The sequence below is a fragment of the Pseudomonas sp. 24 E 13 genome, from assembly GCF_900004715.1.
Taxonomy (GTDB): domain Bacteria; phylum Pseudomonadota; class Gammaproteobacteria; order Pseudomonadales; family Pseudomonadaceae; genus Aquipseudomonas; species Aquipseudomonas orientalis_A.
The window spans coordinates 1-23,147 of sequence record NZ_CVTO01000158.1 but is presented as its reverse complement, the minus strand read 5'-3'; the positions used below and the strand labels follow the sequence as shown (position 1 = coordinate 23,147).

The window sequence follows — 23,147 nt, the reverse complement described above, 5'->3', positions numbered from 1 at the left end:
CATGACCACACCGTTTGATCCAAGTGCCTTCCTCTCGACCTGCAGTGGCCGCCCCGGCGTGTACCGCATGTTCGACAGCGAGGCGCGCCTGCTCTACGTAGGCAAGGCCAAGAACCTGAAAAGCCGTCTGGCGAGTTACTTTCGCAAGACCGGTCTGGCGCCCAAAACCGCCGCCCTGGTCGCGCGCATCGCCCAGGTCGAAACCACCATCACCGCCAATGAAACCGAAGCGCTGCTGCTTGAGCAGACGTTGATCAAGGAATGGCGGCCTCCGTATAACATCCTGCTGCGCGACGATAAATCCTATCCCTACGTGTTCTTGTCGGACGGCGCTTTCCCACGGCTGAGCATTCACCGTGGCGCGAAGAAGCAGAAGGGCAAGTATTTCGGGCCTTACCCGAGCGCAGGTGCCATTCGTGAGAGCCTGAGCCTGCTGCAGAAAACGTTCTTTGTGCGCCAGTGCGAAGACAGCTTCTACAAAAACCGCACACGGCCATGCCTGCAATACCAGATCAAGCGCTGCAAGGCGCCCTGCGTGGGGCTGGTTGAACCTGCCGAGTACGCCGAGGATGTGCGTCACTCGGTGATGTTCCTCGAGGGGCGCAGTAACGCGCTCACCGATGAGCTGTCGGGGGCCATGGAAATCGCCGCCAGTACCCTGGATTTCGAGAAGGCTGCCGAACTGCGCGATCAGATCTCCTTGCTGCGCCGCGTCCAGGACCAGCAAAGCATGGAAGGCGGCACCGGCGAGGTCGACGTGATTGCGGCGTTCGTCAACCCGGGAGGTGCCTGTGTGCACCTGATCAGCGTGCGTGGCGGGCGAGTGCTGGGCAGCAAGAATTTTTTCCCGCAGACCGGCATCGACGAAGACGTCTCCGAGGTCATGGCGGCGTTCCTCGGCCAGTACTATGTGAGCAGCCCCGAGCGCGACCTGCCGTCGGAACTTATCGTCAACGTGGTCCACGAGGATTTCCCGACCCTGATCGAGGCGATCCACGAACTGCGCGGACGCGAGCTGGACATCAGCCATCGCGTTCGCGGCACCCGGGCCCGCTGGCAGCAACTGGCCGTGACCAACGCCGAGCAGGCCCTGGGCGCACGCCTGGCCAATCGACAGCACGTTGCCGCGCGCTTCGAATCCCTGGCCGAGGTGCTCAACCTGGACGAGCCACCGCAGCGCCTGGAGTGTTACGACATCAGCCACTCCAGCGGTGAGGCCACCGTGGCCTCTTGCGTGGTGTTCGGCCCTGAAGGCCCGATCAAGGCCGACTACCGGCGCTACAACATCGAAGGCGTCACCGCCGGCGATGACTACGCCGCCATGCACCAGGCGCTCACGCGGCGCTTCAGCAAGTTGAAGGACGGGGAGGGCAAGTTGCCCGATATCCTCCTGGTGGACGGTGGCAAGGGTCAGTTATCCATGGCCCGCGACGTTCTCAACGAACTGGCGGTGCCCGACCTGATCCTGCTTGGCGTGGCCAAGGGCGCCACGCGCAAGGCCGGTTTCGAGACGTTGTACTTGAATGATGCCGCCCATGAGTTCACCTTGAAGGGCGATTCCCCGGCACTGCACCTGATTCAACAGATCCGCGACGAAGCCCACCGCTTCGCCATTACCGGCCACCGTGCGCGTCGCGGCAAAACCCGCCGAACCTCAACCCTGGAAGGCGTTGCAGGGGTCGGCCCGACGCGTCGTCGCGACTTGCTTAAACATTTTGGTGGCTTGCAGGAGCTCTCCCGTGCCAGCATTGACGAAATAGCCAAAGCACCCGGTATCAGTAAAAAGCTCGCTGAATTGATTTATGCCAGTCTGCACAGCGAATAGAATGCCTTCTCACCTCGTAGCCAGTTGTGCCGATGAATATCCCTAATCTGATCACCGTTCTACGCGTCCTGCTTATCCCGATCTTCATTTTGTTGTTCTATTTGCCCTATGAATGGAGCTACGCCGCGTCCAGTTCGGTATTCGCCTTTGCCGCCGCCACCGACTGGCTCGACGGCTACCTGGCCCGCCGCCTGGAACAGAGCACGCCCTTCGGCGCGTTCCTCGACCCTGTGGCCGACAAACTCATGGTCGCCGTGGCCCTGGTGTTGTTGGTGCAGGAGCACGGCAACCTGTGGCTGACCCTGCCGGCCGCCGTCATCATCGGCCGCGAAATCGTCGTCTCGGCCCTGCGCGAATGGATGGCCGAAATCGGCGCCCGCGCCCATGTCGCCGTATCAAACATGGGCAAATGGAAAACCGCCGCGCAAATGCTCGCGCTGGTCATCCTGCTGGCCAACCCATCGGACTTCTCGTTCTGGGTCCTGACCGGCTACGCCTTGCTGCTGGTCGCCGCAGGCCTGACCCTGTGGTCCATGCTGCAATACCTGCGCGCCGCCTGGCCTCACCTGCGCACCACCGTGGAAAAGAAATAAAACTTTTTTGAATCAAGGGGTTGACGGGTGCCGAAGATTCTATAGAATGCGCATCACCAAGCGGGAATAGCTCAGTTGGTAGAGCACGACCTTGCCAAGGTCGGGGTCGCGAGTTCGAGTCTCGTTTCCCGCTCCAAGATTCAGAAAAAAGCCACTCAGATGAGTGGCTTTTTTTTGCCTGAAAAATGTCTGTACTCATGTTGGCGAGCTACTGCGAATCGCCGTCCGGCCAAGCCACCTGCTGAACTCCAGCATTAAGGGCGATGATGTCCGCGTAGGTTCAAGCGGGCGCGATCGCCTTTATCGCCAGGATGTTCATGCGCCAACGGAGCTCTTATCCGCAATCAAGCACCCGCCAGACGCGCCCATAACGCTTGCGCCTGCGTGTTGTGATTACCCAGCCAGCGCACCAGTATCACCTCGAGATGATCAGGCTCCATTTGCGGATACAGCCTGACCAGTTCGCCCTGTTCAATCATCCCCGCGACCATGGTGTGGGGCATGCAAGCGACGCCGTGGCCATTGGCGACCATGGATTTGAGCGCCTCGGACACCGTCGCTTCGAATACCCGTTGCAGGCGTTCGGGTTGTGGGTGGCGACTGACCTGGGTGCGCGAGAGTTCGTGCAACTGGGCGCTACGGGAATAGGTCAGCCACGGAATCGGGCCATCTGATTGAGTGCAATGCTCGGCCAGTTGGGGTGTGGCCACCCAATAAAGCTCGTCGTGACCCAGCGACAGTGTTTCGAACTCCTCACGCTGGGCGTAAGCCTGCGATTCAGCTTCCCGATAAAACAGGATGAAGTCGCAGCGGCCGGACAGCAGTGCCATGTAGTAATCATCCGTGCTGCGGTAGCTGGTGTCGATGCGGGTAAACACCAGCTCGCCTGGCGGTATTGCGTGGCTGATCCAGTCCGGAAAGAAATTGCAGGCCAGGGTGTGCAGCGATGCGAAGCTCAACGGGCAATCGAGAATTTTCACGCTCTGCTCGCAGTCGCGGGCCAGACGTACCAGTTCCAGGGCGTTCGGCAGCAAGGCCCGGCCGGCGACTGTCAAGCGGATGGGATTCTTGCTGCGGTCGATCAGGACTGCGCCCAGGCGCGTTTCCAGCAATTGGATGCGTCGACTCAAGGCTGACTGCGACGATCTACGCATGCTTGCAGCGGCGGTAAATTTTCCCGTGTCTGCCAATGCAAGGAAATCCTCATACCACTCAATATCCATAGTTATTCCAATAGTCGATAGGCCGAACCGGAAAGTGAATCAATCGGCGCTATCGTTACCTTTCGATGGCTGGTTATTGTATTGATGAACCCAAGCCTGCAAAGACCCTTTGGGTGCATCGTCGATCATAAGAACAACTACCGCTTCGGGGCAATGTTATGCATAAAGTGAATGGTCTGAACGCGTTGCTCAAGACGTGCTCGCTGGCGTTGATGATGTTCGGCGCCTGCACGGCACATGCAGGTGTGCTGGAAAACGTAAAGGCACACGGTAGCCTTCGTTGTGGTGTGGCCAGCGACAAGCCGGGTTTTTCGATCATTGATAACCAGGGCCGATGGACCGGCATGGATGCGGACCTTTGCCGTGGCATTGCGGCCGCCGTGCTGGGCGATGCGAACAAGGTGGAGTTCATCGCCACCACCGGCAAAAACCGTTTCACCGCGCTGGCCTCTGGCGAGATTGACGTGCTGTCGCGTTCCACCTCATGGACGGCGGACCGCGTGGCGAGCCTGGGGGTCGACTTTACGGCGATCTGGTTCTATGACGGGCAAGGCTTCATGACGCATGCCGAGGACAAGATCGGAAAGCTCACCGACCTGGCAGGCGCGACCTTCTGCCTGTCTCCAGGCACGACCTCGGAGCAGAACCTTGCGGACTATTTCGGCAAGCGCGGCCTGACCTTCCGCACGGTGGTCATTGAGAAGAGTCCTGAACTGTTCGCCGCCTTCCAGAAAGGCCGGTGCAATGCCATCACCAACGATATGTCCGGCCTGGCGGCGCGCCGCGCGTTGTTCAACACGCCTGACGATTACCCGCTGCTGCCCGAGGTCATTTCCAAGGAGCCGTTGGGGGCCTACGTCGCGCAGGGCGACGCCGTGTGGCGCAACATCGTGACCTGGACCGCCTATGCGTTGATCACGGCCGAAGAGCTGGGCGTGGATTCCGACAACGTCGATAAACTGCACGCGGACAAAACCGCATCAGCCGATGTCGCGCGCTTGCTGGGCACCGATGGCAACATCGGCAAGGCGTTCAGCCTGGACAGCGATTGGGCGTACCGGGCGATCAAGCAGGTCGGCAACTACGCGCAGATTTATGAGCGTAACCTTGGTCCGCAAACCGGTTTGAACTTCCCCCGTGAAATGAACCGCCTCTGGAAAGACGGCGGGTTGTTGTATGCGCCACCGATCCGCTGAGTGGCCAACTTCAATCAACGAAACGGGATGTAGTCATGCTGACCCAACGTTTTAACCGTGCACGCCTGCTGAGTGCGCTGCAGCAGGGGCTTGTGCTGTTGCTGGTGGTGCTGGTGTTTTATGGCCTGGCACACAATGCAAGCCTCAACCTCAAAGCCCTGAACATTGCGTCCGGTTTCGGCTTTCTGACTGACCGGGCAGGCTACGACATCAGTTTCCAACTGATCGACTATGCGCCCTCCGACAGCTACGGGCGGGCGTATCTGGTTGGCCTGCTCAATACCTTGCTGGTGTCAGTCATCAGTATCGTGCTGGCAACGCTGGTCGGTGTGCTGCTGGGCGTCGGCCGGGTTTCGGAAAACTGGCTGGTCAACCGCCTGTGCGGGATGAGTATCGAGTTTCTGCGCAACGTGCCGTTGGTGGTGCATCTGATCTGGTGGTACGGATTGATGCTCGCACTGCCCAGTGTGCGCCAGGCTTTCTCGCTGGCAGACGTGTTCTTCCTGAGTAACGCCGGCCTGCAGGTGCCGTGGCCGCAGCAGGGCGCAGCCGTCGGCTGGGGCCTGGTATTGATGGGCGTCGGTGCGCTGTCCGCTATCGTCGCCTTCAAATTGCGTGATGCACGTGCCCGCTGGCGTGGTTTTACCCCACGCCGCTGGCCCTGGGTGATGGCGTGCGCGTTAGTGCTGCCCATGCTGGTGTACGTGATCAGCGGTACCGCGTTGCACTGGGACGTGCCGACCCGCCAAGGTTTCGGGTTTGACGGCGGTGCCACGCTGGTGCCGGAGTTGCTGGCGCTGTGGCTGGCGCTTTCTTTCTACAGCGCCAGCTACATCGCTGAAACGGTGCGTGCCGCCATCCAGGCAGTGCACCGAGGCCAGTACGAAGCAGCGAAGGCGCTGGGCTTTGTGCGAGGCACCGCCATGCGTCAGCTGATTGCACCGCAAGCGCTTTACGCCATGGTCCCGCAAATAACCAATACCTACATGAACATCGTCAAGAACTCATCGCTTGGCGTCGTGGTTGGGTTCATGGAGCTGGTGTCGTCGACCGGCGGCACAACGTTAAACCAGACGGGTCAGGCTATCGAATGCATTGTGCTGGTGATGGCGACCTATTGCGTGATCTGCCTGGTGATTTCCCTGGCGATGAACGTCTACAACTATCGCATCAGCAAGCGGGGGCACTGAGCATGAACGAACTGACTCATGTCGTCCCGGTGCGTTTGCCACCCCAGGCGACGCCCTCGGTGCGCGCCTGGCGCTGGGTGCGCCAGTCGATGTTCCCCAGTGTCGGCCACTCGCTGCTGACCCTGCTGGTACTGGCTCTGCTGGCATGGTGCATCCCCAAGGCACTCAACTGGCTGGTGCTGGACGCGACGTTCGTCGGCAGCACCCGTGACGCCTGTAATCCTCACGCAGCCTGCTGGTTGCCGGTCATCGAACGCTGGAACCTCTTCGTTTACGGTTTCTATCCAGAAGCTCAGCGCTGGAGAGTCAACCTGGCATTCCTGCTGGCCGTCGGCGCGTTCGTCCTGTTGTTTTTCAAACGTCTGGACCGCCGTGCCTTGCTGGCGTACCTGGTGATGTTGCCGCTGCTGATGTGGTGGCTGCTCAAGGGCGGAGCAGGTCTGCCAGGCGTCTCGTCGACGCAGTTTGCCGGCATGACCGTGACCGTGATGCTGGGCACCATCGGCATGATTTTCGCGCTGCCGCTGGGCATTCTGCTGGCGCTGGGACGGCGCTCGAAGAAGCCGGTCATCCGTCTTCTCTGCGTGCTGTACATCGAGCTGGTGCGCTCGGTGCCGGTGATCAGTCTGTTGTTCATGGCGTCGCTGATGATCCAGCTGTTCCTGCCGCCAGGCGTGGCGTTCGACATTCTGCTGCGGGTGCAGGTGGTGCTGATCCTGTTCACCGCCGCCTACATGGCCGAAACCGTGCGCGGCGGCTTGCAGAGCCTGCCCAAGGGGCAATACGAGGCAGCACAGGCGCTGGGCTTCGGTTACTGGAAAACCATGGGGCACATCATCCTGCCGCAGGTGCTCCGACAAACCATACCGCCGTTGCTGACCCAGTTTATCGGCCTGTTCAAGGAAACCACGCTGGTGATGGTTGTCGGCGTGCTGGACATCGTCGGCATCGCCAGCAGCACAGCGGCGTCGGCTGAATGGGCGGGGCATGACCACGAGATCTACATCTTCCTTGCCCTGTACTTTTTCATTATTTGCTTCGCGTTGTCGCGCTATGCCCGCCATCTCGAAAATAACCTGGAGCATGACCGCTCATGAGCATCGCCAATCACACCGATAGCGGTCCTATCGTGCGTATCGAAAACCTCAACAAGTGGTACGGACAGACTCACGTGCTGCGTGACATTTCATTGTCGGTGGCGGCCGGCGAGAAGTTGGTGATCTGTGGACCTTCGGGCTCCGGCAAGTCCACCCTTATTCGCTGTATCAACCAGCTCGAGCAGCACCAGCAGGGCACGATCGAAGTGTTGGGCCAGGCACTCGACGGCAAGCGTCTGGAGCAGTTGCGTCGCCAGGTGGGTATGTGTTTCCAGAGCTTCAATCTGTTCCCGCACCTTACGGTGCTGAAGAACTGCACCCTTCCTCAAACGGCCAACCTGGGTGTGCCGGTGGACGAAGCCATTGAGCGCGCCTTGCAGTTGCTGGACAAGGTGAAGATGCGTGATCACGCCAACAAGTATCCCTCGCAGCTGTCCGGCGGCCAGCAGCAACGTATTGCCATCGCGCGAGCGCTGTGCATGCAGCCACGGATCATGCTGTTCGATGAGCCGACCTCCGCACTGGACCCGGAAATGATCGCCGAAGTGCTCGAGGTGATGACCGGCCTGGCCGAAGATGGCATGACCATGATCTGCGTGACCCACGAAATGGGGTTCGCTCGCAAGGTCGCCGACCGTGTGGTGTTCATGGATGGCGGAGAAATCATTGAACAGGCGCCGCCTTCAGAGTTTTTCCATGCGCCGCAGTCGCCACGCACGCAGCGCTTCCTCAACCAGATTCTGAACCATGGGGCGCAGCCGGCATGACGTCTCCTATCGCAATCGCGTTGCACGGTGGTGCCGGCGTACTGCAAGCGGGCGTTTTGAGCGCCGAAGACGAGAACGCTGTGCACGCCAGTCTGTTGAGTGCGCTCAAGGCCGGACTGAGCATCCTGGAGGAGGGCGGCAGCGCGCTCGACGCTGCCCAGGCAAGCGTGGTGGAGCTTGAGGAATGTCCCTGGTTCAACGCCGGCAGAGGCGCCGTATTCACGGACAAGGGCGATCATGAAATGGACGCCGCGATCATGAGCGGTGACAACCGTGAAGCAGGCGCCGTGGCCGGGATCCATTTTGCGCGCAACCCCATCAAGGCTGCGCGTGCGGTGCTTGAGCACAGCGACCATGTGCTGTTGTCCGGCGTCGGTGCCGACCAGTTTGTTGCCGCCCAGGCGCTGGAGCATGTCGACAATGCCTGGTTCGACACCGAACTGCGTCGCAGGCAATGGCAAGCCCAGCGCCTGAACCCGCAAGCGCTCAGCCTGGAACCCGGTGGCATTGAGAAAAAATTCGGCACCGTGGGGGCTGTGGCATTGGACCGCAGCGGCCAGGTGGCCGCGGCGACGTCCACGGGAGGTATTACCAACAAGCGTTACGGACGCATCGGTGATACGCCGCTGATTGGTGCCGGCACTTGGGCCGACAATCGCAGCGCGGCCATTTCCGCCACCGGGCATGGCGAGTTTTTCATTCGATGTGCCGTCGCCCACGACATCGCCGCACGCATGCGTTACACCGGGGCCAGACTGCGCAAGGCGTGCGACCAGGTGGTGCTGGGCGAGCTGAAAGCGCTGGGCGGCAATGGCGGCGTGGTTGCCGTGGCCCCTAACGGCGACACCGCGCTGGTGTTCAATACACCCGGCATGTACCGCGCCTGGCGCGATGCCGAGGGCGGGCTGCATACGGCGATCTACGCCGCAGAGGATCGGTTGCACGTTCAAGAGGCAACGACCTGAGCGTTTTGACGAATGTTGATGTTGTGATGAAGACCCCTTCAACCTGGAGCGCAATGATGAAAATAATAAAAACGTTAAAGAACGCCAAAGGTGTTCTGCTGTGTGTCCCCTTGTCCATCGCACTGTACGGATGTCAGCAGTTACCGCCGAAAACGGTGGTCGCCAACGCTGACGCCGTATTGGATGCACCGGTTAAAAAAGTAGGCAATCAACAACTGCTCGTCCGTGGCCCGAGCGGTGAAGGTGTGATTCCGGTGTTTGCCAGTGGCGATATCAATGCGGTCGCGCCGGACGTCACGAACGTGTTTATCGTCATACATGGCACCCTCAGAAACGCCGATACCTATTTCGCAACGGGTCAACAGATCCTCGCCGGCGCTGGATCGCTGGGTAAAGGGGCAATGATGGTTGCCCCGCAATTTCTGACGGCTGCGGATGTGAAAGCCTTCTCCCTGCCTGCCCGGAGTCTGGCATGGACGCAGGAGGGCTGGAAAGGCGGAGAGCCGGCGGTCGGCCCTGTACCCCTCAGTTCCTTTGCGGCGCTTGACGCGTTGCTCGAACATTTTGCCGATAAACGTCAGTACCCGGCGCTGTCCAGCGTGGTGTTGATGGGGCACTCGGCCGGCGCGCAGATTCTGCAACGTTATGCCGTGGTGGGACGCGCCGATCCGATATTGGCGCGTGCCCATATCGATCTTCGCTACGTGGTTGCCAATCCATCCAGCTATTTGTACTTCAGTGACGAGCGGCCCGACAGCCAGGCTATCGCCGGTGGTGCGTGCCCGGAAGCGACGAAATGGAAATATCAACTCAAGGATGCTCCGCAATACGTGTCGTCGCAGAATGTGGAAACGCTGGAGTCCGACTATGCCGCGCGCAATGTCGTCTACCTGCTCGGTGAAGCAGACACAGACCCGTACAAGCACTTCATCGATCGTTCATGCGCGGGTATGGCACAGGGGCCTTATCGGCTCGCGCGAGGACGCTCTTATTTCGATTACATGAAAAAACGGCACCCGGCGCACTTGAAACAGAAGGTTGTGATAGTGCCAGGCGTCGGCCACGATAATTTGAAAATGTTTACGTCCAACTGCGGGATGGCCGTATTGTTTGACCAACCGACACCCAAGACCTGTCCGGTCATAACCGGCGCTAAATAACTGGCGCGAACTCAAAGAGTCTTTTGATAGCGCTCTATGAGTCAGCGCGTCAATAAGACAGTCCGTGTTTAGATACTGTTAGTCAACAGGTCAGACAGTCCTGGACGTTTGATTAATATCGGGGTGACCCGTCAGTGAGCATCATTGATGGGCTGACCCGCGAACCAACTCAACTATAAAAAATCGCCGCTTATCGCTGCGGTATTAATAAAACACGTCCGTTGACACACTATTTGGGGGCAGTATGAACAAGCAAACTCTGGTGGTGGCCATTGCGCTCGCCAACGTATCTTCGTTCAGCGTATATGCCGGCGAGGCGGCAGGCGCAGGCGACTTTATCTCTGGGTCCAAGGCAAGCATCAGCTCGCGCACTATGTATTTCAATAATGACAACCGCGCCGGTGGTGCGGATCAGAAGGAAGCCGCCCAAGGGCTGCTCTTCAATTATGCGTCGGGTTATACCCAGGGCACGATTGGCCTGGGCGTGGACGCTCAAGTGCTCACGGGGATTCATCTGGATGGGGGCAGGGGGCATCATCCGGATAAAAATACGTTTTCTCCAAGCGACTCGGATGGCTCTGCTGAACAGACCTGGAGTCGCGCGGGCGCCAACGTGAAGGTCAAACTCGCGGATACAACGTTGAGGGTGGGCAATGCGCTAAGTCCTGAACTGCCGATTCTCAATGCCAGCGAAAGTCGTGTGCTGCCGCAGACTTTCCAGGGCGGTATGCTGACGTCCAAAGTATTCAATGATGTAACGCTGAACGTTGGCAAGATCACGGACGCTGTTGGCCGTGCCTCCAGCAATAGTTCCGGACTCTCTGTATCCGGCGCGACAAAGGACTCCAACAGTTTCCAGTTCGCGGGCGCCGACTGGAAAATCACCAGGAACTTGACCGCTCAAGCCTATCACGCTCAACTCAAGGATTTTTACAATCAAACCTTCCTCGGCCTCGTTTATCTGGTGCCGATTGGCAATGATCAAACCTTGAAAACCGACCTGCGTTACTTCGATAGCAACTCCGATGGCAAGAATGGTCAGGCGGGCTATCGCTTCAACAACAATGGTGGTTACGCAAAAGATGCAGGTGAGGTTTCCAACAAGACATGGAGTGCCATGTTTACGTATGCCCTCGGTGGTCACTCCATTATGGTCGGTCATCAGCGCGTGAGTGATGATGGCGGGTTTGTGTGGGTCAATAATGGAAGCATCGCCGACAGCCGTGGGCGTAACGAGGGACAGGGCGGGTCGGATTTCTACCTGTTCACCAACAGCATGATCAATCAGTTCGCCCGTGCCGGGGAAAATACGACATTCGGCCAATACAGCTTCAATTTTGCTTCCGTGGGCATTGCCGGTTTGAAAATGAGCGCCGCCTACTTGCACGGTGATGACATTAAAGACGTGAAAAACGGCAGTGATCATTCTGAATGGGAACGCGACATGCGCGTTGCTTACACCGTGCAGGAAGGACCGCTGAAAAACCTGAGCGCAACGCTGCGACACGGTGTGTATCGAGGTGACGGCTCGGGGGGATCCAATACCGATCAAACCCGCCTTATTTTCGATTACACCTACAACTTCATGTAAGGCCAATCGGAGGAGAAATTGCGTTCGGTAGCGGGGGGAGGTCGTTAGAACCCGAGGCTTATAACAGCTCTCGGAACCGACTCCCGCTGATTCGCTAAGGTATCGACGAAACGGATGGCCATTTTCGCGCGCCCAGTTGGGTCGAATAGAAAGTTTTCGGGTTCGTCTCTGTAACACCACTGTCTATAACGTGCGTATTTGAAATGGAGTGCTACGGCTATGAAATATTGGCTTTTAATATTGATTGCAGGCGTATTGTCCGTCTCGTCGCTCAACGCTGGAGCGACGCAAATAAAGACGCCTTCGTCATACGCGCAGTCAACGTTCATCGTGTTATGTGATTGTAATACCCATCTGAAGCGCACGCTGATCGAGCATGAAATCAATAAAGCCGGCGGAAAAGTTCTGTTCATGTATGAAGACCTTGGCGGATTTGCCGTCAAAACGTCGAAGTCAGACGATCCTGACCAACTTGAGCGCAGGTTACGTGGCATACGCGGAGTCAAGTCGATAGAGCGTGATGGCGAGGCTGGCGTCAATACAGGAAGCTGAATGCGTCAAACCTCTGTCGTGCTTTATGGTCCGCGTTGGGTCGCTGTCAAGTTGGTGTAGGCGACAAGCTCCCGGTAACGTGTCCAACCCCGCAGGTGCTTGATTGTTCATGACCGATACCTGTGTCACCGCCTACCGCTTCGGCTGTTCGGCTCGGCTGGTTTCCTTGATCGCAAAGAACAGACAGCGCAGAGCTTCACGATCCTGTTCTGACAATAAACGGTAGTAGCGGATCAGTCGCTCTTCCTCTCGGCTGAGCTGTTGGGGGCGCAAGGTTGTGCCGAGGGCGGTAAGCAGTGAGGGGAAAAACGAAGTATTCAGCATGATCCAGGTTCTTCATGAGATGAATGGAAATGTGGGCTTCTTGCCCTGAACAGCTGAATACATAACGTCTCTTTTGGAAAAGGGCTCGTCATTTTTCGTGACTGTTGGGTTTTTCGGATGGGGCTGTCGGAAGTGTTTGGCGAAGGTGTAGGAGCGATCTTTCAAGGCCGGGCGACCAGGTCAAGCTTGCACAACCAGGAGCGTATGGCTTCAACCAGTTCTATCTTGCACTCCACCGGCAACCAGTGCCCGCCGGGCAGGCGGGTCACGGTGAGATCTGCGCAGGCCGCTCGCATTGGATCGCCCAGCTGATTACCGTTGATGGTGTTCATCTGATCGTAATCGCCGTTCACAAACAGGACTGGCAATGACAAGCGGCCGCCGTTGCGCGCGCGGTGCGCATACTCAATGTTGGCATCGTCGTTTAAATACCATGCGCAGGGCGCGCGGAAACCCTGCGCCTGGAAATTGCGCACCAATTCGGCGAAGTCTGCCTGCGGCCAGAGCGCCAGGTCTGGCTGGGTGAGGGGAGCCCGGTGCGCTTGGCCAAATCGCCCGCCTTTGCGGGTGACTTCGGCATTGGCTGCAACCTTGCCGATACTCGCCGGGTCGCCTCGTCGATAAATCGACGCCAGCGATGCGGCTTTATCCGCATCAAGATCAGCGACAGCACACGCAAAGTGCGTGGTGTAGTAGCGGTAATAATCCCATTGGCCGTCCGGATACGTGTCCGCCGGATAGATCGAGCGGTCAACCAGTGGGACGAGCGTCGGCAAGGCGTTAGTGGTGGGGAAGTACGGCACCGAAATCAATACAACACCGCGGCTGCGCTGAGGTTCATGGGCGACCAGTTCACCCGCCACGACGCTGCCCCAGTCGTGGCCCACCCAAATGGCGGGCATGCCACCGAGATGGTCATGAAGCTCTGCCATGTCGGCCACGATGTTTTCAAGGGTGTAGGCACCAGTGAGCGCGGGCGCGGAAGAACGGCCATAACCGCGCATGTCGGGTGCAACGCAGTGCCAGCCTTGTGCAGCGAACGCTTGTATCTGTGCGCGCCAGATCAGGCTGAGTTCCGGCCAACCGTGCAGGAACACCATCAATGGCCCATCGACCGGACCCATCTCTACATAGTGCGTCGTATGGCGGGGGGTAGTGAGAACACGCGAGGTCAGCTTGGAAGTGGACACGGTATCTCCTCATGCTACGTCGGCTGATGAACGCAAAGCGGCCACACTGTAGTGAGCGGCAGGCTTCATGGTTCGTTCCATGTTGCGCGCACACCATATTCCGTTTTTTTTCAGCGCACAGGGGCTCGGACCCCCGGGCCGGTCATCCAATGGTCATAAAACAGACGGAAGGCACATAAGGATTCTAAAGTTGAGAGGGAGTGGGCAGATAACCCCTATGTCGCCTATATCCGCAACACTGTTCAAGGATCGAACTCATGACCCAGCGTCAATCCGTCCGCATTACCCTTCCTGGTCATCCGCGTTTTTGCTGGTTTGCTCTTATCCCGGTAGTGCCTGCCGTGGTGTGGTTGCTGGTGCAATCAGCCTCCACGGCCAACCTGGTGGCGTGTGCGGTACTGGTGCTGGTGGGGCTCGGTGCCTGTGCCTGGAGCACCGGTTCACAGCGCAAGGCGGTGTTGCGCACGACGTCGCGGGCCCAGGCGGATCAGTCAACGGTGGACGCAGCGCACAACGGCATGGCTTCTCGCGCGCAGCTCGATGAAGTGTTGCTGGGCGCCATGCCGATCTGGGCCAAGCAGGTGGAAAGCTCGCGGCATCAGACTGAAGAAGCGATTGTAAGCCTGGCCAACCGTTTCACCGGGATCGCCACGCGGTTGCAGGACACGGTACAGGCATCGCAGCAGGCTGCCGGCGAACTGGACGGGCAGTCCGCCGATGGCGCGCTGGAGGTGCTGGCGCGCAGTGACAGCGAGCTGAGCCAGGTGATCAACTCGCTCAAGGCCACTCAGACCAGCCGTGACCAGACCCTGGCCCAGGTCCGCAGCCTCACCGCCTATACCAAGGAACTGCGCGCCATGGCCGCCGACGTGGCGGCGATTGCCGCGCAGACCAACCTCCTGGCCCTCAACGCAGCCATCGAGGCGGCGCGTGCCGGTGAGGCAGGGCGCGGCTTTGCGGTGGTGGCCGATGCGGTGCGCAGCCTGTCGAACAAATCCAGTGAAACCGGCCAGCAGATGTCGGCCAAGGTCGACATCATCAATAACGCCATCACGCAATTGGTGCAGGCCGCATCCAGCAGTGCCGACCAGGACAGCCACTCGGTGGCCGAGTCGGAAAACAGTATTCAACGCGTACTCGAGCGCTTCCAGAACATCACCGGGCGCCTGGCGGACTCTGCCGACCTGCTCAAGCAGGAAAGCTACGGCATCCGTGATGAGATGACCGAAGTGCTGGTCAGCCTGCAATTCCAGGACCGGGTCAGCCAGATCCTCAGCCACGTGCGAGACAACATGCAGGCCTTGCATGACCACCTCCTGCAAGCCAGCCAGGCGCCGGACCAGGCGGTGGGCGTCGATGCCCGGCAGTGGCTCGCGCGGATGGAAGCCACCTACGCCACCGACGAGCAACGGCGCCTCCATCACGGAGCGGCGGCCGCGCAGCAGAACTCTCAAGACATCACCTTCTTTTAGGAGCACATCATGGCAAAGAATGTATTAGTGGTCGACGACTCCAGCAGCGTGCGGCAAGTGGTCGGCATCGCCTTGAAAAGCGCCGGCTACGACGTCATCGAGGCCAGCGACGGCAAGGATGCCCTGAGCAAGCTTACCGGGCAGAAGGTGCACTTGATCATCAGCGACGTGAACATGCCCAACATGGACGGCATCACCTTCGTCAAGGAGGTCAAGAAGCTGGCCAATTACAAGTTCACCCCGATCATCATGCTGACCACCGAGTCCCAGGAATCGAAGAAGGCCGAGGGCCAGGCCGCCGGTGCCAAGGCATGGGTGGTCAAGCCGTTCCAGCCGGCGCAGATGTTGGCGGCAGTGTCTAAACTGATCCTGCCTTGATCCCGGCGCCAGGGAGGCTCCCATGCCGATTACCACTGAAACAGTCGACGATACTGCCTGCGTGCGCATCGACGGCGAGCTGACCATCTACACCGTAGCGGAACTGGCGGCTGCGCTGCTGCCCCGGATCGGCGCGACTCCCCGCCTGGAGCTGGATCTGTCGCAGGTCACGGAGATGGATGGCGCCGGTTTGCAGTTGCTCGCAGTGGTCCAGCGTGAGGCGGGCGTTGCCGGTACGGCCTTGAGTGTGACCGGCCAAAGCCAGGCGGTCATGCACGCACTGCAACTGTGCCGTAGCGCAGGCTTGTAGTCGCCACTTCCCATGTTTTTTTGATCGACAAGGACAGTCCAGGTGAGCATCAATCTCGATCAGGCACAGCAGACATTCATCGTTGAGGCACGCGAGCTGTTGCAGGCCATGGAGCAATCCCTGCTGCAATTGGAAAGCGAGCCCGGCGACCAGGATGCCATCGGCGCGATTTTCCGCGCCGCACACACCATCAAGGGTTCGGCGGGCCTTTTCGGTCTGGCGTCGATCGTGGGGTTCACGCATATCGTCGAAGACGTGCTTGACCGCCTGCGCGAAGGCAAGGTAGCGGTGGACGCCGCGTTGATCGCGCTGCTGCTCAAATGCGGCGACCACATGCTCGAACTGGTCGAAGTGGTCGCCAACCGCGGTGAGGCGCCGACGCCTGCAGCGCTGGAGCGCGGTGAGGCATTGCGCGAGGCACTGAGTGCCTATCAGCCGATGCGAACCGCCGCTGCCGGCGTCGAAACCGCAGAGGTGGCCGACGACGCGGCGGTCGACGTGCTCTGGCATCTCTCCCTGCGCTTTGGCGTCGACGTGTTCCGTAACGGCATGGACCCGCTGTCGTTTTTGCGCTACCTCGAGACCCTGGGTCAGGTGCTGCAGGTCACCACCCTGACCGACAGCATCCCGCCCATGGACCGCTGGGACCCGGAAAGCTGCTACCTGGGGTTCGAGATCGACCTGCGTTCGACGGCCAGTCACGCCACCCTCAACGAAGTGTTCGACTTTGTGCGTGACGACTGCGAGGTGCACATCAGTGCGGTCGACGAAGCGCCCGGCAGCACGGCGGTCGCCGCCGGCGACCAGGTCACCCAGGCAGAGCAGAGCCTTGTGGCGGCGACACCGCAGCGTTCTGCGCCAGCCAGCGAAGCGAAACCCCGCGACGGCAATTACGTGCGGGTCAACGCCGACAAGCTCGACGAGCTGATCAACCTGGTCGGCGAATTGGTGATCGCCAGTGCCGGCTCAAGCCTGCTGGCCCGCTCCTGTAATAACGACCCTTTGCAAGAGGCGACCTCGACGGTATCGGCTCTGGTGGAAGAAATCCTCGATGGCGCCCTGCACCTGCGCATGATCCCCATTGGTGACACGTTCAACCGTTTTCGCCGTGTGGTGCGCGATATCAGCCAGGAATTGGGCAAGGACATCGAACTGAGCATCAGCGGTGCGGACACCGAGCTGGACAAGACCGTGGTCGAGAAAATCGGCGACCCGCTGATGCACCTGCTGCGCAACGCCATGGACCACGGTATCGAAAGCGCCGAGGCGCGACAGGCGGCCGGCAAGCCGACCAAGGGCCATTTGAGCCTCAATGCCTACCATGACTCCGGGAGCATCGTCATTGAAATCGCCGACGACGGCGCCGGGCTCAACCGCGAACGCATCCTGCAAAAGGCCCAGGAACGCGGGCTGGTGGCCAGCGGCGCGGTGCTGACCGACCAGGAGATCTACAACCTGATCTTCGAAGCGGGTTTCTCCACCGCCGAGGCGGTGACCAACCTGTCCGGGCGGGGCGTCGGCATGGACGTGGTCAAGCGCAATATCACCTTGTTACGCGGCACCGTCGACCTGGACAGCCGCCCCGGCGAGGGCACGGTGGTGCGCATCCGCTTGCCGCTGACCCTGGCGATCATCAATGGGTTTCTGGTCGGCATCGACCAATCCACCTATGTGATTCCCCTGGACATGGTCCAGGAATGTATCGAACTGGATGAACGCCAGCGCCAGTCCAGCCGCGACGACGGCTATCTGGACCTGCGTGGCGAGGTCTTGCCGCTGGTGGACCTGCGTGAACACTTCAGCCACGAAGGGCCGGCCGCACGGCGCCAGAACGTGGTGGTGGTGCGCTACGCCGAGCACAAGGCCGGGCTGGTGGTGGATGACCTGCTCGGTGAGTTCCAGACCGTGATCAAACCGTTGGGCAAGCTGTTCGGCGCGCTGCGCGGCATCAGCGGCTCGACCATATTGGGCAGCGGCGCGGTGGCCCTGATCCTGGATGTACCGGCACTGCTCAACCAACTCGTACAACTGGAAGCCCGCACGCCCCAGGCGCCTCAATCGCCGCCGGTCGTCGCTCGCTGACGCATAAGCAATTCCATGGAGGTTCCCCGATGAAATGGTTCTACGATCTTAAAATTTCCACCAAGCTGATCAGCTCGTTCCTGGTGGTCCTGGCGCTCACTGCGGCCATGGGTGGCTTCGCCATCCTCCAGCTCGGCGCCGTCAACCAGGCGGCCCAGGACATCAGGGGCAATTGGATGCCTTCCATGCGCGCAGCGGCCGGCATGCGTTTTTTTGCCGCCAACTATCGCTTGAAAGAAAACCGCCACCTTGCGACCGACATCGCCGAGGAAAAGGCCCAGGCCGAACGTGAGGCCGCCGACGCGCGCCAACAGTTCGACACCCGCATGGGCACCTACGAGCAGTTGCTGTCGAACGACGAAGATCGCCAACTGCTGGCCAGCGTGAAAAGTGCGTGGGACGCGTATCTGGCGAGCAGCAAGCAAGTGCTCGAGTTTTCCCGGCAGAACCAGGAAGTCCAGGCACGTGGTTTGCTCAGGGGAGAGTCCAAGGGGCATTTCGATGAGGTAACCAGCCGCCTGCAGAAAATGATCGAGATCAATGATGCCGGGGCGACGGTTGCGGGTGACAAGGGCTCGGCGCTGTATGAAAACGCACGCCTGTCGATCAGCGCGGTACTGGTCGCGGCCTTGTTGATCGGCCTGGGCCTGGCGGTATTCATCGCCCGGATTATTTCCCGCCCGTTGAGGCAGGCCGCAACCGCCGCCGAACAATTGGCCGAAGGCAACCTCAATGCCCACATCGAGCCGGGTGCCAAGGATGAAACCGGCATGGTGCTCAACGCCATGCGCAACATGGTCGGCAAGCTGGCGCATATCATCGGCGAAGTGCGTAACGCCGCCGACAACCTGGCCAGCGCCTCCGAACAGGTCAGCGCTACGGCGCAATCGATGAGCCAGGCCACCAGTGAACAGGCCGCCAGTGTCGAGGAAACCAGCGCCTCGGTGGAGCAGATGAGCGCCAGCATCAACCAGAACACCGAGAATGCCAAGGTCACCGATGGCATGGCCAGCAAGGCCGCCAAGGAAGCCACCGAAGGCGGCGAATCGGTACAGCAGACCGTGGTGGCGATGAAGAAAATCGCCCAACGCATCAGCATCATCGATGACATCGCCTACCAGACCAATCTGCTCGCCCTCAACGCCGCCATCGAGGCCGCTCGGGCCGGCGAGCACGGCAAGGGCTTCGCCGTGGTGGCCGCCGAAGTGCGCAAGCTGGCCGAGCGCAGCCAGGTCGCGGCCCAGGAAATCGGCGAGCTGTCGTCCAGCAGCGTGGACATGGCTGAGAAGGCCGGCAAGCTGCTTGACGAAATGGTGCCGTCCATCAACAAAACGTCCGACCTTGTGCAGGAAATCAGCGCCGCCTCCGAAGAACAGGCCGCCGGTGTCGGGCAGATCAACACCGCGATGACCCAGCTCAACCAGGTGACCCAGCAAAATGCGTCGAGCAGCGAGGAACTGGCGGCCACGGCCGAAGAAATGAGCAGCCAGGCCGAGCAATTGCAGCAAGCCATGAGCTTCTTCGTGCTCGATTCAACCCCAAAGTCCGCGGTTCAAAGCAGCGGCGTCGACAGCCCCGGCAGCAAGCCCAGCCGTCAGCCGCCGCGCCCGAAACCACAGGCACCGCGCAAGGCCTTCGCCTACAACATGGCCGGCGCACCTGACGAATCGGACTTCACCCGCTTCTGATCCCACGATCGATACGGGCCTACAAGGAGAGTGACATGGGCGCAGTGATGACGACTCGGCATACCGCGGTTGCGGTGGATGAGGACGCGCAATACCTGACCTTCATGCTTGGCGGTGAAATGTTCGCCATCGGCATTCTGGGCATCAAGGAAATTATCGAATACGGCAGCCTGACCGTGGTGCCGATGATGCCGGCGTTCGTGCGCGGAGTGATCAACCTGCGCGGCGCGGTGGTGCCGGTGGTGGACTTGTCGGCGCGCTTCGGGCGGGCCAACTCGGCCATCACCCGGCGCTCCTGCGTGATCATCATCGAGGCGAATACCGACGACGGCCGGCCCCAGGATATCGGGTTGCTGGTCGACACCGTGTCCGCCGTTCAGGAGATCCCCGCCGCGCAGATCGAGCCGCCGCCCAGTTTCGGCGCGCGGATTCGCGCCGATTTCATCGGTGGCATGGCCAAGGTCGACTGCAAGTTCGTGATTGTGCTGGAGGTGGACAAGGTGCTGTCCATCGATGAGATGTCCAGCCTCGCCGAGGACGGCCAGGCGGCGGCCCTCGACCTCGATCCGCGTTGAGTCCCGACCATGCCAGATACCGCCTCCATCGACGATCGTGAATTCGGCCAGTTCCAGAGCTGGCTGTACCACGCGGCCGGCATCAACCTGTCGCCGGCCAAGAAAGCCCTGGTGGCCGGGCGCCTGTTCAAGCGCCTCAAGCACTACGAGCTGCACAGCTACGGCGAGTACTTCAAGCTGATCATGAGTGACCAACGCAAGGGTGAGCTGCAGGTTGCCTTGGATTTGCTGACCACCAACGAAACCTATTTTTTTCGCGAGCCCAAGCACTTCGACTTCCTGCGACAGCAGGTGCTGCCCGGGGCCGCGCCGGGCAAGGTATTTCGCGTGTGGAGCGCGGCCAGTTCCTCGGGCGAAGAACCCTACAGCCTGGCGATGACCCTGGCCGAGGGCCTGGGCACCACGCCTTGGGAAGTGATCGGCTCGGACATCAGCACCCAGGTGCTGGCCAAGGCGCGCAACGGCCACTACGCCATGGAGCGCGCCGCGACGCTGCCCCAGCCGCTGCTGACCAAGTATTGCCTCAAAGGCATTGGCCGCCAGGAGGGCACCTTCCTGATCGACAAGGCCTTGCGCAACCGCGTCAATTTTGTGCAGGTCAACCTGAACGAAGCGCTGCCGGCCCTGGGCGAGTTCGAGGTGATCTTCCTGCGCAACGTGATGATCTATTTCGACCAGCAGACCAAGAGCCAGGTGGTCGCGCGTCTGTTGCCGCTGCTCAAGCCCGGCGGTTATTTCATCATCAGCCATTCGGAAAGCCTCAACGGTGTCAACGACACCTTGAAGCTGGTGGCGCCGTCGATTTACCGCAAGCCATGAAAAAACCAGTCGGTGTGAGCGAAGTGGTGTTGGCGCCTGGCCAGGTCAGCTTTGCGACACGGCCGACGCGCCTGCGCACCTTGCTCGGTTCCTGCGTGGCGATCACCTTTTGGCACCCGCAACGGCGGATCGGCGGCATGTGTCATTTCATGCTGCCGGGGCGCCTGCGCAATCATCAGCCCCTGGACGGCCGCTATGGCGACGAAGCCATGGAACTGCTGCTGCGCCACGCCCAGGCCAATGGCACGGGGGCGCAGGATTACCAGGTCAAGTTGTTCGGCGGCGGCGAGATGTTTCCCGATCATCAGCGCCGCCTGCCGACCCACGACGTGGCCAGTCTGAATATTCGCGCGGCGCTGGCCCTGGCCGAGCGCTATCAATTGCACCTGACGGCCCAGGACATGGGCAGTACCGGTTACCGCACGATCATGTTCGACCTGTGGAACGGCAACGTCTGGGTCCGGCACCAACCTATGGGAACACTTCAACAAGATGCCTACCAAAAAAATCAGTGTGCTGCTGGTCGATGACTCGGCCGTGGTGCGCCAGGTACTGCTGGCGATTCTCGCTGACACGCCGGATATCCATGTGATGGGGGCCGCCTCCGACCCGATTTTCGCCATGGACAAACTCGCGCGGGAATGGCCGGATGTGATCGTGCTGGATGTAGAAATGCCGCGCATGGACGGCATCACCTTTCTCAGGAAAATCATGAGCGAGCGGCCGACACCGGTGGTGATCTGCTCGTCGCTGACCCAAAAAGGCGCGGAAACCTCCCTGCAGGCGCTGGCAGCGGGTGCCGTGGAAATCATTACCAAGCCCACGACCGGCCTGAAGAGTTTTCTGATCGAGTCGGCGGCCGAGTTGGTGGCGGCGATCCGTGCCGCGGCTAATGCCAACGTCAGGAACCTGGGAAAGCGCAGCGTCAGCGTGACGCCGTTACCGGCACCGGCCGGCAAGCTCAGTGCGGATGCAATCTTGCCCGCCGCCAATGGCCAGGCCATGGCGCACACCACCGAACGTATTGTCGCCATCGGCACCTCCACCGGTGGCACCCAGGCGCTGGAGGCGGTGCTGACGGCACTGCCGCGGGTGTGCCCGGGCATGGTGATCGTGCAGCACATGCCGGAAAAATTCACCGCCTCGTTTGCCGAGCGTCTCAACAGCGTCTGCGAGATCGAGGTGCGCGAAGCGCGCAACAATGACCGTATCCTGCCCGGCCTGGCCCTGATTGCCCCTGGCGGCAAGCACTTGATGGTCACCCGCAGCGGCGCCTATTACCACGCTCAGGTGATCGACGGGCCGCTGGTCAACCGGCACCGGCCTTCGGTGGATGTGCTGTTTCGTTCGGTGGCCAGGTTCGCTGGCAGGAACGCTACGGGCATCATCATGACCGGTATGGGCGACGACGGCGCGCGCGGGCTCAAGGAGATGCTTGATGCCGGCGCCGCCACGGTGGCCCAGGACGAGGCCAGTTGTGTGGTGTTCGGCATGCCCAAGGAGGCGATCAAGCTCAATGCCGCCCAGCGCATCATGGCGTTGGGGGATATTCATCGGGCGATTTTGCATAAGTGAACGTGAGTTCCAGGCTGCCTTGATCGTCCGTGGCACCCTAGGTGTCTACACAGCTTTGGTGCGACGCCAGATCTGTGGTTAGGGAGCAGCCTATGACTATTTTACTGCTCCACAATCCAAATGTGGGAGGGGGCTTGCCCCCGATGGCGGCCTCAGAGCCGACCAGTGATTTTGTGTCGATCCTGGCCCAACTGTGGGAGGGGGCTTGCCCCCGATGGCGGCCTCAGAGCCGACCAGGATTTTGTGTCGATCCCGGTCCAACTGTGGGAGGGGGCTTGCTCCCGATGGCGGCCTCAGAGCCGACCAGGATTTTGTGTCAATCCTGGCTCAAATGTGGGAGGGGGCTTGCCCCCGATGGCGGCCTCAGAGCCGACCAGAATTTTGTGTCGATCCTGGCCCAACTGTGGGAGGGGGCTTGCCCCCGATGGCGGCCTCAGAGCCGACCAGAATTTTGTGTCGATCCTGGCTCAAATGTGGGAGGGGCTTGCCCCCGATGGCGGCCTCGGGGCCGACCAGGATGTTGGATCAGACCGAGTACATATCCGTTTCTGCGGTAACGGCCACTTAGGGTTCCG

Annotated in this window: 22 protein-coding genes and 1 tRNA gene; 20 read left to right on the top strand and 3 right to left on the bottom strand. The window is 60.3% G+C overall.

Annotation, left to right across the window (positions count from 1 at the left end; genetic code table 11):
- Position 1: 1 nt before the first annotated feature.
- The 3 genes from uvrC (at position 2) to BFP90_RS25540 (ending at position 2,554) form a co-directional block, all read left to right on the top strand.
- The gene (gene uvrC / locus BFP90_RS25550; RefSeq protein WP_065898276.1) at positions 2 to 1,825 is read left to right on the top strand and encodes an excinuclease ABC subunit UvrC; all 1,824 of its coding nucleotides are present in this window, start codon (positions 2 to 4) and stop codon (positions 1,823 to 1,825) included.
- 32 nt (positions 1,826 to 1,857) lie between these two features.
- Positions 1,858 to 2,418 carry a CDP-diacylglycerol--glycerol-3-phosphate 3-phosphatidyltransferase gene (gene pgsA / locus BFP90_RS25545; RefSeq protein WP_065898275.1) on the top strand — a complete coding sequence of 187 codons (561 nt, stop codon included), beginning with the start codon at positions 1,858 to 1,860 and terminating at the stop codon, positions 2,416 to 2,418.
- Positions 2,419 to 2,478: 60 nt separating this feature from the next.
- A tRNA-Gly gene (locus tag BFP90_RS25540) sits at positions 2,479 to 2,554 on the top strand.
- Between the two features lie 208 nt (positions 2,555 to 2,762).
- Here BFP90_RS25540 and BFP90_RS25535 read toward each other — a convergent pair.
- Complete coding sequence (locus tag BFP90_RS25535) at positions 2,763 to 3,641, bottom strand: LysR family transcriptional regulator (RefSeq protein ID WP_065898274.1); 879 nt, start codon at positions 3,639 to 3,641, stop codon at positions 2,763 to 2,765.
- A gap of 158 nt (positions 3,642 to 3,799) precedes the next feature.
- Here BFP90_RS25535 and BFP90_RS25530 point away from each other — a divergent pair, with 158 nt between their 5' ends.
- The 8 genes from BFP90_RS25530 to BFP90_RS25495 all read left to right on the top strand — a co-directional run bounded on the left by BFP90_RS25530 (position 3,800) and on the right by BFP90_RS25495 (position 12,159).
- The gene (locus BFP90_RS25530; RefSeq protein WP_065898273.1) at positions 3,800 to 4,837 is read left to right on the top strand and encodes an amino acid ABC transporter substrate-binding protein; all 1,038 of its coding nucleotides are present in this window, start codon (positions 3,800 to 3,802) and stop codon (positions 4,835 to 4,837) included.
- 35 nt (positions 4,838 to 4,872) lie between these two features.
- On the top strand, positions 4,873 to 6,027 hold the full coding sequence (locus BFP90_RS25525) for an amino acid ABC transporter permease (protein ID WP_065898272.1): 1,155 nt from the start codon (positions 4,873 to 4,875) through the stop codon (positions 6,025 to 6,027).
- 2 nt (positions 6,028 to 6,029) lie between these two features.
- The gene (locus BFP90_RS25520; RefSeq protein ID WP_065898271.1) at positions 6,030 to 7,124 is read left to right on the top strand and encodes an amino acid ABC transporter permease; all 1,095 of its coding nucleotides are present in this window, start codon (positions 6,030 to 6,032) and stop codon (positions 7,122 to 7,124) included.
- Entirely contained in the window at positions 7,121 to 7,891 is a 771-nt protein-coding gene (locus tag BFP90_RS25515; protein WP_065898270.1) for an amino acid ABC transporter ATP-binding protein, read from the top strand. The genes BFP90_RS25520 and BFP90_RS25515 overlap by 4 nt, the downstream gene beginning before the upstream one ends.
- Entirely contained in the window at positions 7,888 to 8,856 is a 969-nt protein-coding gene (locus BFP90_RS25510; RefSeq protein ID WP_065895552.1) for an isoaspartyl peptidase/L-asparaginase family protein, read from the top strand. Before BFP90_RS25515 ends, BFP90_RS25510 begins: the two co-directional genes overlap by 4 nt.
- 56 nt (positions 8,857 to 8,912) lie before the next feature.
- Entirely contained in the window at positions 8,913 to 10,016 is a 1,104-nt protein-coding gene (locus BFP90_RS25505) for an alpha/beta hydrolase (RefSeq protein WP_122561945.1), read from the top strand.
- Between the two features lie 244 nt (positions 10,017 to 10,260).
- On the top strand, positions 10,261 to 11,607 hold the full coding sequence (locus tag BFP90_RS25500) for an OprD family outer membrane porin (RefSeq protein ID WP_065898268.1): 1,347 nt from the start codon (positions 10,261 to 10,263) through the stop codon (positions 11,605 to 11,607).
- Positions 11,608 to 11,826: 219 nt separating this feature from the next.
- Entirely contained in the window at positions 11,827 to 12,159 is a 333-nt protein-coding gene (locus BFP90_RS25495; RefSeq protein WP_065895555.1) for a hypothetical protein, read from the top strand.
- Positions 12,160 to 12,291: 132 nt separating this feature from the next.
- On the opposite strand, the gene BFP90_RS25490 is transcribed toward BFP90_RS25495, so the two are convergent.
- A complete protein-coding gene (locus tag BFP90_RS25490; protein WP_065895556.1) occupies positions 12,292 to 12,483 on the bottom strand; it encodes a hypothetical protein in 192 nt (63 codons plus the stop codon).
- 161 nt (positions 12,484 to 12,644) lie between these two features.
- A complete protein-coding gene (locus tag BFP90_RS25485; RefSeq protein ID WP_065898267.1) occupies positions 12,645 to 13,673 on the bottom strand; it encodes an alpha/beta fold hydrolase in 1,029 nt (342 codons plus the stop codon).
- Positions 13,674 to 13,930: 257 nt separating this feature from the next.
- Between BFP90_RS25485 and BFP90_RS25480 the strand changes: the two genes are divergently transcribed.
- From BFP90_RS25480 to BFP90_RS25440, 9 genes are read left to right on the top strand one after another with little or no spacing between them, the layout of a single operon-like run.
- Positions 13,931 to 15,145, top strand: coding sequence for a methyl-accepting chemotaxis protein (locus tag BFP90_RS25480; RefSeq protein ID WP_083203337.1), 1,215 nt, complete (start codon positions 13,931 to 13,933; stop codon positions 15,143 to 15,145).
- 9 nt (positions 15,146 to 15,154) lie between these two features.
- Entirely contained in the window at positions 15,155 to 15,523 is a 369-nt protein-coding gene (locus tag BFP90_RS25475) for a response regulator (protein ID WP_010446480.1), read from the top strand.
- A 22-nt stretch (positions 15,524 to 15,545) separates the two neighbouring features.
- Positions 15,546 to 15,833, top strand: a complete 288-nt coding sequence (locus BFP90_RS25470) for an STAS domain-containing protein (protein ID WP_065888283.1) — start codon at positions 15,546 to 15,548, stop codon at positions 15,831 to 15,833.
- 42 nt (positions 15,834 to 15,875) lie between these two features.
- Positions 15,876 to 17,915 carry a chemotaxis protein CheA gene (locus tag BFP90_RS25465; RefSeq protein ID WP_065898266.1) on the top strand — a complete coding sequence of 680 codons (2,040 nt, stop codon included), beginning with the start codon at positions 15,876 to 15,878 and terminating at the stop codon, positions 17,913 to 17,915.
- A gap of 29 nt (positions 17,916 to 17,944) precedes the next feature.
- Positions 17,945 to 19,603: a methyl-accepting chemotaxis protein gene (locus BFP90_RS25460; protein WP_065898265.1), complete on the top strand. Its 1,659-nt coding sequence runs from the start codon at positions 17,945 to 17,947 to the stop codon at positions 19,601 to 19,603.
- Positions 19,604 to 19,638: 35 nt separating this feature from the next.
- Positions 19,639 to 20,178: a chemotaxis protein CheW gene (locus BFP90_RS25455; RefSeq protein WP_065898264.1), complete on the top strand. Its 540-nt coding sequence runs from the start codon at positions 19,639 to 19,641 to the stop codon at positions 20,176 to 20,178.
- A 9-nt stretch (positions 20,179 to 20,187) separates the two neighbouring features.
- Positions 20,188 to 20,997, top strand: coding sequence for a CheR family methyltransferase (locus tag BFP90_RS25450; RefSeq protein WP_065898263.1), 810 nt, complete (start codon positions 20,188 to 20,190; stop codon positions 20,995 to 20,997).
- The gene (gene cheD / locus BFP90_RS25445; protein WP_065888288.1) at positions 20,994 to 21,527 is read left to right on the top strand and encodes a chemoreceptor glutamine deamidase CheD; all 534 of its coding nucleotides are present in this window, start codon (positions 20,994 to 20,996) and stop codon (positions 21,525 to 21,527) included. The genes BFP90_RS25450 and cheD overlap by 4 nt, the downstream gene beginning before the upstream one ends.
- A complete protein-coding gene (locus BFP90_RS25440; protein WP_065888289.1) occupies positions 21,490 to 22,572 on the top strand; it encodes a protein-glutamate methylesterase/protein-glutamine glutaminase in 1,083 nt (360 codons plus the stop codon). Before cheD ends, BFP90_RS25440 begins: the two co-directional genes overlap by 38 nt.
- The last annotated feature ends 575 nt before the right edge of the window (positions 22,573 to 23,147 follow it).